This is a genomic window from Rhodococcus sp. BP-349, assembly GCF_019835845.1.
GTDB lineage: Bacteria > Actinomycetota > Actinomycetes > Mycobacteriales > Mycobacteriaceae > Rhodococcoides.
Genome location: NZ_JABUDR010000001.1, coordinates 773,576 through 784,841, shown reverse-complemented (window position 1 = coordinate 784,841; position 11,266 = coordinate 773,576). Strand labels below are relative to the sequence as shown.

The window sequence follows — 11,266 nt, the reverse complement described above, 5'->3', positions numbered from 1 at the left end:
CTCCTTCAGATGTAAGAGCGATAAGAGGATGCCGTTTCGAGGTAGCGGTGAGTATTCAGCCGATCTGGTCTCGATAATTCGCACCATACGCGTAGTGTATCCCGAATCACAGTATCCTTAATTGATCCGGACGCTGTCGACCGGGCTGAACGCCATCCAGGAGGAACAGTGAAGATCGTCGTCGAGAACGCCAAGTGCCAAGGGCACGGACGTTGCTACACCGAAGCCCCGGCCGTGTACTCCTCGGACGAGATCGGCTACATCGCCCAGGAAGGTTCGAACGAGGTCGCCCCGGGACACGAGCCGCAGGCGCGAGTCGGTGCCGGCGCATGCCCCGAGGCCGCCATCCGCGTGGTCGAGTAGCGCCCACGACACCCGGCGCCGGACCGGCGCGCCCATCCACCGACACGAAAGACATCATGAACCGACTTCAGAACAAGGTCATGCTCATCACGGGCGCCGGATCGGGCCTCGGGCGAGAGACTGCCCTCCTCGCAGCTCAGGAGGGGGCCAAGGTCGTCGTGACCGACAAGATCGAGGCGCGGATCGCGCCGGTCGTCGAGGCGATCGAAGCCGCAGGCGGCACCGCATCGGGCCTTCGAGTCGATGTCACCAGTGAGTCCGACATCGAAGCCGGCGTGGCCCACGCGGTCGAGACCTACGGCCGACTCGACGTCGCGCACGCCAACGCAGGTGTGACCGTTCCCGGCTTCGGTTCCGTCGCGTTCGAGGACGTCACCGTCGAGGACTGGAACACCGTCAACGATGTGAACTTCCTCGGCGTCTTCCTCACGATCAAGCACGCGGTCCGCGCCATGAAGACCACCGGCGGAGGAAGCATCGTCGTCACCACCTCGGCCTCCGCCCTCGTGGCCTACCCGGGTTTCGGCGCGTACGTCGCCGGCAAGACGGGTGCGATCGGAATCGTGCGTGCCGCCGCGTACGACTTCGGCAAGTACGGCATTCGCGTCAACGCGACCTGCCCCACCCACGGCATGTCGGCAAACTTCGGGCAGGACCCCGAGGCACCGGTGCTCGGTCGGTCGTACGAGCAGATGGCCGGCCCCTGGGACCCCACCCACGCGGTCATGCCGCTCCGGATCCAGGAACCGCCCAGCATCGCCCACAACGCCTGGCCCGTCATCTTTCTGGCCAGCGACGAGTCGCAGTACATGTCCGGGACTGCAATACCGACCGGTGACGGCGGCCAGCACGCGCGCGTATCCATTCCGTTCCCCGACCGGTGGACCCTGAGCGACGAGACTCCGACCGCCGATGTTTGACCTCAGCGCCCAGTCGGTCGTCGTCACCGGTGGAGGGACCGGCCTGGGCCGGGCCATCACACTCGCGATGGCGCGCTCGGGTGCCACCGTGTTCATCGCCGGTCGCCGTCCTGACGCCCTCCACTCCGTCGCCGCACTGGCGTCGGCCGAAGGTCTGGTCGTCGTCCCCGTCCCTACAGACATCTCCGAGCGATCGGAGGTCGAGGCGCTGGTCCAGACCGTCCTGGACCGCACGGGACGGCTCGACACCTTTGTCAACAACGCGGGCGGTGCCGACCGGGACGACACGGGACCACTCATCGATCTCGACGTCGACCAGTTCGAGCGAGTCATCTCGCTGAACCTGACATGGACGTTCTTCGCTGCCCAGAGCGCGGCAAGAGCCATGACGCGCGGCGGTTCGATCATCAACATCACCTCTCGCAGCGCCACGGGTGCCAATCCCATGACGGGCCAGTACGGCGCCGCCAAGGCCGCAATCGAGAATCTCACGCGCACGATGGCCGTGGAATGGGGCCACCTGGGGATCCGCGTCAACGCCGTTGCCCCGGGTCTGGTGATCACGGAGAACAATTCGCAGGTCTACCTCACCGTGTCCCGTTTACGGCGCCAATTGGCCACCGTTCCACTGCAGCGTCTGGGCCGTCCCGACGACGTCGGTCCTGCGTGCGTCTACCTGGCATCCGACGAGGCCCAGTGGGTCTCAGGCGTCGTCGTTCCGGTCAATGGCGGCAGCACGATCCCGGTGGGTCTGCTGACGTACCTCCATCACCGCAACTCCGAGGTGATGGATGCAGCGGCGTTTCAGGAAAACTTCGACCCTTCGAGAAAAGAGGGTGAGGATTAGCAGAACTGCACCTACACTCGACACACGACGCGTGACCGTGGTCACGCGGGCCACACCGCGGAGAGGTCGACCTTGTCCCGGATCCTGGTGACGGCCACAACAGGCCCCGACCCATCGACATGCACTTCTTCCCTGACCTTTCGATCTCGAGGAGACCTCCATGCCCCGTGTGACGTTCATCCAGGCAAATGGACGTGAAGACGTCGTCGACGTGGTCGACGACACCTCCGTCATGCAGTCGGCCATGGACAACCTGGTCTCCGGCATCATCGCCGACTGTGGGGGCGAGCTGACGTGCGCGACGTGCCACGTCTACGTCGACGACCAGTCGTCCTTCCAGCCTCCCACCGCAGACGAGGCCGACATGCTCGAGTGTGCCGTCGACCAGCAGCCGGAGAGCCGGTTGAGCTGTCAGCTGATCCTGCGGGGCGAGACCTCCACGGTCGTCCGCGTGCCCGCCTCCCAGCTCTGACGTCTCCGGCGGTCAGGGCCTCGAATCCACCCCACCCCACCACGACCAGCTGGACGGATCAATCGTGAGCAGCACGCACACCACCGACGTACTCGTCATCGGAGCCGGGCAGGGCGGCGGCGAGGCCGCGGTGTCCCTGCGACGTCTCGGCCACACGGGCGCGATCCTGGTAGCCGGCGACGAGCCCCTTCTTCCCTATCGCCGCCCCCCGCTGTCGAAGGGACTGCTGACCGGCGAGGTGGAGCTGGACGATCTTCTCGATCGTCGCGCCGAAGCCTACGAATCGGCCGGCATCGACACCCTGCTGGGAGCGCGTGCCGTCGCACTCGACACGACCGATCGGGTCGTCACGTTCGCCGATGGTGGAACTGCGACCTACGAGACTCTGATCCTCGCCACGGGGGCGCGAGCGCGGACCCTGGCGTCGATCGGCATCACCGTCCCCGACGGTGCACCGAATCTTCACTACCTGCGCTCGGTCGCCGATGCCGAGAGGCTGCGTCCCCAGGTGCGCGCGGGCGCTCGTCTCGTCGTGGTCGGCGGCGGTTACGTCGGCTTGGAGGTCGCCGCGTCCTCGCGCGGCCGTGGCGTGGCCGTCACGGTGATCGAGGGACAGGACCGTCTGCTCGCACGCGTGACGGCCCCGGTGGTGTCCGAGTTCTACCGCCGAGTGCATCACGACGAGGGCGTGGAGATCCTGCTCGACACCTCGGTTGCCGGGTTCACCTTCGCACCGGACGGTCACATCACCGAGGTGCTGTGCGACGACGGAACAGTGCTGCCGTGCGATCTCGTCGTGGCCGGTATCGGCGGAGTCGCCAACGTCGAGCTGGCCGCTGCGGCCGGGCTGCTCGTGGAGAACGGCATCGTCGTCGACGAGCACTGCCGGACGAGTGATCCGCACGTCCTGGCGATCGGCGACTGCGCCGCTTTTCCCTCCGTGCACGCCGGGACCACGATCCGTCTGGAGTCGGTGCCGAACGCGCTCGAGCACGCACGGGTGGCGGCAGCCACCGTGATGAAGGCTGCGGCGCCGACCCAGTCGCCGCCCTGGTTCTGGTCGGACCAGTACGACCTGAAGCTCCAGATGGTGGGGCTCTCGGCCGGCCACGATCAGGTCGCCGTGCGGGGTGACATGAGCGCGCGGAGCTTCATCGCCTTCTATCTGCGTGAGGGCATCGTGGTGGCGGCGGACGCCGTCAACTGTTCACGTGACTTCGGGTGGTGCAAGAAGATCGTCGCGCTGCAGCAGGAGTTCTCCGTGGATCAGCTCCAGGACACCGACGCCGCACTGAAGGATATTGCTCGCGGAGTCTCGGCCTGACCGGTCGCGTCCGCCGCGGCCGCGCGGCCTGCTCCCCGCGAACGTCAGACGGACGAGCTCTCGATCGATGCAGCTCGCGCGGCGCGGCGGTCGGGCTTCTGGACGGTCGTCAGCGGTACCTCACGAATGCGGACGAGCGATTTCGGTAGCTTGTAGCCGGCGAGGTAGGGCCGCGCGAACTCGCGCAACTCGTCGAGCTCGACGTCCCCGCCCTCGGCGCAGACGATTCCGACCTCGACCCGCTCGCCCCAGTACTCGTCGGGCACACCGTAGACGATGACGTCGTGGACCGCCTCGTGGCGACGCAGCACGTCTTCGACCTCGGTGGGGAACACGTTCTCCCCGCCGGTGATGACCATCTCCTTCAGACGTCCACTGATGGAGAACCAGCCGTCGCCGTCGACCGCACCGAGATCTCCGGTACGGATCCCCTCGGCGGTGTAGGTCGCCTCCGTCTCGTCGGGTCTGCCCCAGTACCCGCGGCTCTGCCAGGGCGCGCTGACCACGATCTCGCCCATCTCCCCGCAGTCGGCCTCGGTGCCGTCCGCGCGCAGGATGCGCGCCTCGGCTCCCGGGTGGGGTCTACCGATGCCGGTCAGGCGGCCGGCGACCAGGTCTTCGTGCTCCACGCCGATGAGCGGTCCGAACTCGGTGGCTCCGTACCCCGTGCGGATCGCAGCTGTGGGGTAGTCGAGCATGACCTGGGCGATGAAGTCGGCGTTGGCTGCCATGGAACCCAGTCGTAGTGCTCGCATACTGCCGCGCGGAGTCGATTCGAACGATTCGTGGGACTTGATGGCCGCGAACATCGTCGGTGCGCCGGTGATCCGAGTGGCACCTCGGGCGATGGCCTCGAGCGCGAGAGCCGCATCGAACTTGCGCAGAATGTGCACGGTTCCGCCCGCGAACAGGCGAGAGAGCAAGTTCGTGCCCAGGGCGATGTGAAAGAACGGTGCGAAGTACAGCTCGACATCGAACCTCGTTCCCGGGTTCGATGCCGCGGACGCGTTCAACCACAGCCACAGGCCACGGTGGTCGTACCAGACTCCCTTGGGAATGCCGGTCGTGCCGCCTGTCGCGAAGATGATCGCAGGTGAGTCCTCGGAGACAGGCGCGAACACCGTCGGCTCGCCGGCCAAGGGTGCCAGACGTGCGCGCAGGTCCGTCGTCGAGTGCGACGCCGCCAACACGACGACGTCGTAGCCGGTGGCCCGTGCCGTCTGGACATGTGTGTGGTCGGTGACGACCAGAGCAGGCTGAATGGGTTCGAGGAAGGCCGCGATCTCGTAGGGCGTCAGACGGGTGTTGATCGGCACCGGCACCAAGCCGGCTCCGAGTGCACCCAGGACCACGGTCACGTAGGTCGACGACGGCTCCATGGCGATTGCGACGCGGTCGCCCGCCGCCAGGCCTGTGCCGCGCAGCGCCGCGGCGACACCGTCCATGCCGTCGATCATCTCGGTCCATGTCGTGTGTCCCCACGGATCGATCAGTGCGATCTGGTGACCTCGTCGCGACGCGATCGCTCGCAGCCTCGACGGGACGTTGAGCGGGCCTGTCATCAGTACTCTCCGCGCAGGCTCAGGCCGTGGTCGCTGCCGATTCCGACGATGCCCGGGTAGCCGTCGTTGACCTGAGTGGCCTGGTGGCGGGAGTCCCCCCACACCGTGTCGACAATCCGGACGCGCTTGTAGAACAAGTGCGCGTCGTGCTCGCCTGTGAAGCCGATGCCGCCGAGATTCTGGATGTTGTCCTTCGCGCTGGCTGCCGCACCGGTGCCGGCGACGGTCTTGGCGGTTGCGGCGACGTAGGGGCCGTCGACCCGTCCTGCATCGATGCACAGACCCGCCATGCGAGCCAGCGACGTCGACGACCACGCGCGGACTGCCATGTCGGCACAGCGCCGCGACACGGCCTGGAAACTGCCGATGGGTTTCCCGAACTGCGTCCGGGTCTTGCAATACCCGACCGACATGTCACGCATGGCCTGAAGCATCCCGGCGAGCTGCGCCGCTGTCAGCACGGCCGCGCGAGAGTGCAGGGCCTTCACGGTCGCGTCGTCACCGGTGAGCAGCGCGTCGGACTCGGGACGCCGTACGTGGCCCAGGGCCGTACCGGGATCCAACGACGCGATGTCCTGCAGGTCGTCGGGCGTACGGATCAGCGAGACGGCGTCCGCAGACCACAGCAGCAGGTAGTCGGTGTCGATGCCGTCGACCACGACGAGCGGCTCGTCGTCGCCACGGACAACGGCAAGTCCGGCGCGGCTCTCCCCGGAGCTCAGCTCCTCGACGAGATCGGCAGCGTCGTTCGCGACGGCCAGCTGTGTCGCGAGCATCGTCGGCAGATACGGCCCACTCACGAGGCCGCGACCCAGTTCCTCGAGGAGGAAGGTCTCGTCTGCCAGGCCGAGTCCCACCCCGCCCGAGCTCTCCGGGACACCGAGGGCAAGCCATCCCAGGTCGGCCGTCCGCATCCAGGTTCTGCGGCGACGCTCGGCATCGACCGGTCGGTGCAGCATCGACAGCGGCAGCTCGGCATCGATGAACTTGCGGACTGTCGCGGCGAGATCGTTCTGATCTTGCGTGGGTTCGAGGTTCACAATTTCTCCGTTAGCGGGGCAGTCCGAGGACGCGGTTGGCAATGATGTTGCGTTGGATGTCCGACGTGCCGGCTCCGATCGTCGCGGACGGCGAGTACAGCCACTCTCCCGACCACGCCTGCGGTGTGAACGGCATCTGGTATTCGAGCGCGTCGAGCCCGACGACGTCCATTGCCAGCGCTCGCACGTTCTGCTCGAGTTCGGCGAACAGCAGACGCGACATCGATCCCTCGGGTCCCGGCTTGCCTGTCACCCGGTTGCGCGAGACTGCCGCGTACGTCACGGCACGCAGAGCCGCGAGTTCGGACCGGGCCGACGCGATGCGACGGTAGATCTCGTCGTCCTCGATCGCAGCGCGCTTGCCGTCGGGACCCGTGTGGTTCTCTGCGTGGTCGACGACTTCGTCGAGATATCGGGAGAGCCGGATCTGCTCGACCACGAAACCGGCACCGCGCTCGAACGAGAGCGTCGACATCGCCGTGGCCCAGCCGTTGCCGACGCCACCGACGACGTTCGTGAGGGGAATGCGGACATCGTCGTAGAAGACTTCGCAGAAGTGCGGAATACCGGCCATCGTCATGATGGGGCGCACCTCGATGCCCGGAGTGTTCATGTCACAGATCACCCAGGTGAGCCCCTTGTGGCGGCTGCTCGGGTCGCTGTCGGTCCGGACCAACAGCTCCTGGAAGTCGCCATGTTGCCCATGGGTCGTCCAGATCTTCTGCCCGTTGACGACGAGGTCGTCGCCGTCGACACGTCCGGTGGTCCGGACACCCGCGAGGTCGGAGCCCGCCGACGGCTCGGAGAAGCCCTGACACCAGGTCGACTCACCCCGCAGGATCGCGGGCAGGTGCGTCTGCTGCTGCTCAGGCGTGCCGTTCAGGATCAGCGTGGGCCCGGCGTGACTCGTCGCCACCCAGAACACGCCGATGTGTGGTGCGCCCGACAGGGCGTACTGCTCCCACCAGATCAGCTGTTGAAGGAGGGAGAGTCCGCGGCCTCCGTGCTCGACCGGCCAGGACACACCCGCCCACCCTCCGTCGAACGTGCAGCGCTGCCATGCGCGGTCGAAGTCGACCATGGACTCGCCGGTGGGTGGGCGCTCATCGGTAGGCACGTGGGCGCGCAACCAGGAGGCCGCGTCGTCCCGGAAGTCGGCATCAGCCTGGTCCAAGTCGATCTGCATGAATTAAGCATACTCTTCTAAAGGCGGTCTGGTCATGAAAGACCCACCTATTTCAGCGCATCTCAGCCCTGTGGGCTCGAGGAGCCGAACGGGTTGACGCTGACGTCGTCGGGCTCTGCGCCGTGCATGGTCGTACCGACCACCTGATACGCCAGGGGATCGCCCACTTCACGGTTGAGCCGCTCCTGAATCTTCCAGCTGCCGTCGACGCGACGCAGCGTCCAGTGATTGAAGTTCGCACCGCTGATGTTGATGGACGGCTTGACCGGCCGGGCGCTACGAGTGCGGCGGCTGTCCTCGTCGCTCTTGACGATGACGAGCGAGTAGCCCTCGGCGATCGCATCGTCGCCGTCGATGTGCAGGATCAGCGGTCCGGTCAACGCATGGTGCTGGCAGTTGCCCTGCTGCTCGACGTGGGGGGTGTCGGTGATGAACTCCCAGATCTCCTCGTGCCCGACGTACGCGGTCCGCCCGTCGCGCGGCGCGCCGAAGCGCCCCGCACCGAGGTTGACGCGCCCGCCCTCGGCGTAAAGGTCGACATAGGAGGCTGCGTACCCCAGGTCGGCCGCGAACGCGTACCGGGAGAGAAGCTCGCGGATCTCCCTCTCGTCCTCGAGTCGCTTCACACGCCGCAGCAGGTCTTCCAGGCCGTCGGTCATCTCGTACCCCTTGTTCGTCAGGGCCGGGCCCGGAGCGTCGACCTCCGTCCGGCAGTGTTGGACACTCGCGCTAAAAAGTATACCTAATCCAGTGCCAGCGCACAGCTTTGGTCACTCACCACGGTTCGGCGCGACGACCTTGTCACCCACAGGAGTGAGCAACAGAGATCCACTACCGGGCACCATGGCGTCCGAAAGCTCCATCTGCCCACCCTGCACCGCGGCACCCAGCCTGCCGAGAGCCTCCACCGGGTCACCGCTGATCTCGTAGAGCGTCGCGTACTCGTACGGCGGCGTCGGGACTTCTGGTCGGTCCAGTGCCGTCGAGCGCGTGAAGCGCTGCGCGGACTCGAAACCTTCGATCGACAGCACGTCCGGGACGTGCGTCGAGTCGTACCACTCGTTGAACTCCTCGTCGCGTCCTTCGACGGCATTGGTCTGCACGATGTAGAGGGACAGGCCTTCCATGATGCTCCTTTGTTCATGTCCGGACGGTGTTCGGATTGAGTACACTCTACGCGTCCGCATGGAGCAAACGAGGAGCACATCATGGGTCGACTGGAGGGCAAGGTTGCCTTCATCACCGGAAGCGGGCGCGGTCAGGGCCGCTCCCATGCGCTGAAGCTCGCCGCCGAAGGGGCCGACATCATCGGCATCGACATCTGCGAGCAGATCGACGGGGTGCCCTACCCGTTGTCGACGCCGGACGATCTGGCGGAAACGGTGCGCGGTGTCGAGGCGCTCGGTCGACGTATGGTCGCTCGACGAGCCGACGTCCGTGACTTCACACAGCTGAAGGGGGCTGTGGACGACGGGGTGGCCGAGCTGGGGAGGCTCGACATCGTCTGCGCCAACGCCGGCATCACCGGTTCGATGTCGCCGGACGCCGATGCCGAGACGCGTGTACGAATGTTCCGTCAGGTGGTCGACGTCAACCTGACCGGCGTCTTCTGCACGGTCGAGGCGACGAAGCAGCACGTGATCGATTCGGGCGACGGCGGCTCCGTCATCATCACCAGTTCGATGGCCGGACTGCGTGCGCTGGGCGCCGGCGGGGGCTACGGGGAGTCCAAGCACGGGTTGGTGGGCATGATGCGTTCGTACGCCCACGAACTCGCCCCACACATGATCCGGGTCAATACCGTCCACCCCGGAAACGTCAGGACTCCGATGATCATGCACGACGCGCTCTACCGCGCGTTCCGCCCCGACCTGCCCCATCCGACGGCCGCGGATGCGGAGGTCGCGATGGCCACGATGCACCTGTTGCCGGTCCCCTACACCGAGCCCGAGGACATCAGCAACGCCGTCCTGTTCCTCGCCTCCGACGAGGCGAGGTTCATCACCGGGGTGACCCTGCCGGTCGACGCGGGCGGCGCCGCCAAGTAGCACCGCCCGCCCTGACGGGCCCCTCGACGGGGGCCCGTCAGGCCAGTTGTGCCCCGGCCGGGAGCGCGATCTGCTTGATCTCGAGGAAGCTGTCGAGGCCTGCCGCGCCGCCCTCACGCCCCATCCCCGACTGCTTGTAGCCGCCGAAGGGGAACGACATGTGCGCTCCGAACCCGTTGACGCTGAACGTTCCCGTACGGATTCGACGACCGATCTCGACCCCGGCGGCGATGTCGTGGGTCATCACCGCTCCCGAGAGGCCGAACTGAGAGTCGTTGGCGATCCGGATCGCATCCTCGACGTCCTCGTAGACCATGAGGGCGAACACCGGCCCGAAGACTTCCTCCTGGGCCACCCGCATGTTTGTCGTGACACCGTCCACCAGCGTCGGCGCGATGAAGTAGCCGGGACGATCGAGGGCCTCACCACCGGTGACGATGACTCCCCCGTCGTCCTCGGCGTCCTGGATGCGAGCGAGCACCCGGGTCATCTGGGCCTGCGACGCCAGCGGGCCGTACGTGGTCGCCTCGTCGTCGGGGTCACCGATGACCTGGCTCTCGAACAGTTCCTTGAGCGCGTCGCGCCACACGTCGTGACGCTCCTTGCTCACCAGGACGCGGGTGAGGGCGGTGCACACCTGTCCGCTTCCCCCGAGCATCCCGGCCGCGAGGGCCGGCATGACGTCGACCGGCTCGACGTCGTCGAGCACGATCGCCGCCGACTTGCCGCCGAGTTCGAGCGTCATCCTCTGGAGGTTCTTGGCGGCCACACCCATGACAGCCTTGCCGGCCTCGGTGCCGCCGGTGAAGCTCACCATGTCGAGGCCGGGCTGGGCCTGCAGCGCCTCACCGAGCTCGCGGCCGCCCGGCAGGATGCTGACGACGCCCTCCGGCACACCGGCCTCGGCGAGGATGTCCGCGAGCAGGAGCGGCGCGAGCGGCGTCTCCGGCGCGGGCTTCATGACGACCGAGCACCCAGCCAGGAGCGCCGGCGCCAGCTTGAGGGACGCGAGGACGATGGGACCGTTCCACGGCACGACGGCCAGCACGGTGCCCACGGGCTCCTTGCGCAGCAGCACGGTCCGCCCGTCCGGCCCCGTCTCGACCGTCTCCAGCGCTACTTCGTCGCCGCGGCGGGCGTAGTCGCGCCAGATGTCGATGGAGATATCGTGCACGAACGCCGCGAAGGCACGAGCGGAGCCGAGGTCGCGCACGACGTACTCGATGAACTGATCACGGTGCTCGTCCAGCAGATCGGCGACGCGTGTGAGGACCTTGCCTCGCTCGGTGACGTCGAGTCCTGACCACACCCCCTTGTCGAACGCCTCGGCCGCCAGGGCGACGCTGGTCGCCGCGTCCTCGGGGCCGGCCTCGGGGATGTCGGCCACGATCTCGCCGGTCGCCGGGTTCTCCACCTCGATGCGTCGGCTGCCGGTCGGTGCGCGCCACGTGCCGCCGACGAAGATCTGGCTCGTGTGGTGCTGGGGGATGGTGCTGTCGGTCAT

At 67.0% G+C, this 11,266-nt stretch carries 12 protein-coding genes; 6 read left to right on the top strand and 6 right to left on the bottom strand.

Features of this window, described 5'->3' with window-relative positions:
- The first annotated feature begins 168 nt into the window (after positions 1 to 168).
- From HQ325_RS03715 to HQ325_RS03695, 5 genes are all read left to right on the top strand, one after another.
- Entirely contained in the window at positions 169 to 363 is a 195-nt protein-coding gene (locus HQ325_RS03715; protein WP_222626758.1) for a ferredoxin, read from the top strand.
- A 56-nt stretch (positions 364 to 419) separates the two neighbouring features.
- Positions 420 to 1,283 (top strand): SDR family NAD(P)-dependent oxidoreductase, encoded by an 864-nt coding sequence (locus HQ325_RS03710; RefSeq protein ID WP_222626757.1) that lies wholly within the window; start codon positions 420 to 422, stop codon positions 1,281 to 1,283.
- Complete coding sequence (locus HQ325_RS03705; protein ID WP_222626756.1) at positions 1,276 to 2,130, top strand: SDR family NAD(P)-dependent oxidoreductase; 855 nt, start codon at positions 1,276 to 1,278, stop codon at positions 2,128 to 2,130. Before HQ325_RS03710 ends, HQ325_RS03705 begins: the two co-directional genes overlap by 8 nt.
- A gap of 160 nt (positions 2,131 to 2,290) precedes the next feature.
- Positions 2,291 to 2,602: a 2Fe-2S iron-sulfur cluster-binding protein gene (locus HQ325_RS03700; protein WP_222626755.1), complete on the top strand. Its 312-nt coding sequence runs from the start codon at positions 2,291 to 2,293 to the stop codon at positions 2,600 to 2,602.
- A gap of 64 nt (positions 2,603 to 2,666) precedes the next feature.
- Positions 2,667 to 3,926, top strand: coding sequence for an FAD-dependent oxidoreductase (locus tag HQ325_RS03695; protein ID WP_222626754.1), 1,260 nt, complete (start codon positions 2,667 to 2,669; stop codon positions 3,924 to 3,926).
- Positions 3,927 to 3,970: 44 nt separating this feature from the next.
- On the opposite strand, the gene HQ325_RS03690 is transcribed toward HQ325_RS03695, so the two are convergent.
- The 5 genes from HQ325_RS03690 to HQ325_RS03670 all read right to left on the bottom strand — a co-directional run bounded on the left by HQ325_RS03690 (position 3,971) and on the right by HQ325_RS03670 (position 8,841).
- Entirely contained in the window at positions 3,971 to 5,488 is a 1,518-nt protein-coding gene (locus HQ325_RS03690; protein WP_222626753.1) for a class I adenylate-forming enzyme family protein, read from the bottom strand.
- Entirely contained in the window at positions 5,488 to 6,528 is a 1,041-nt protein-coding gene (locus HQ325_RS03685) for an acyl-CoA dehydrogenase family protein (protein ID WP_222626752.1), read from the bottom strand. The genes HQ325_RS03690 and HQ325_RS03685 overlap by 1 nt, the downstream gene beginning before the upstream one ends.
- Positions 6,529 to 6,538: 10 nt before the next feature.
- A complete protein-coding gene (locus HQ325_RS03680) occupies positions 6,539 to 7,714 on the bottom strand; it encodes an acyl-CoA dehydrogenase family protein (RefSeq protein ID WP_222626751.1) in 1,176 nt (391 codons plus the stop codon).
- Between the two features lie 62 nt (positions 7,715 to 7,776).
- Entirely contained in the window at positions 7,777 to 8,373 is a 597-nt protein-coding gene (locus tag HQ325_RS03675; protein WP_222626750.1) for a nuclear transport factor 2 family protein, read from the bottom strand.
- Positions 8,374 to 8,484: 111 nt separating this feature from the next.
- The gene (locus HQ325_RS03670) at positions 8,485 to 8,841 is read right to left on the bottom strand and encodes a DUF4286 family protein (protein ID WP_222626749.1); all 357 of its coding nucleotides are present in this window, start codon (positions 8,839 to 8,841) and stop codon (positions 8,485 to 8,487) included.
- Positions 8,842 to 8,922: 81 nt separating this feature from the next.
- Here HQ325_RS03670 and HQ325_RS03665 point away from each other — a divergent pair, with 81 nt between their 5' ends.
- A complete protein-coding gene (locus tag HQ325_RS03665) occupies positions 8,923 to 9,762 on the top strand; it encodes a mycofactocin-coupled SDR family oxidoreductase (protein ID WP_222626748.1) in 840 nt (279 codons plus the stop codon).
- Positions 9,763 to 9,799: 37 nt separating this feature from the next.
- Here HQ325_RS03665 and HQ325_RS03660 read toward each other — a convergent pair whose 3' ends face one another.
- A complete protein-coding gene (locus HQ325_RS03660; protein WP_222626747.1) occupies positions 9,800 to 11,266 on the bottom strand; it encodes an aldehyde dehydrogenase family protein in 1,467 nt (488 codons plus the stop codon).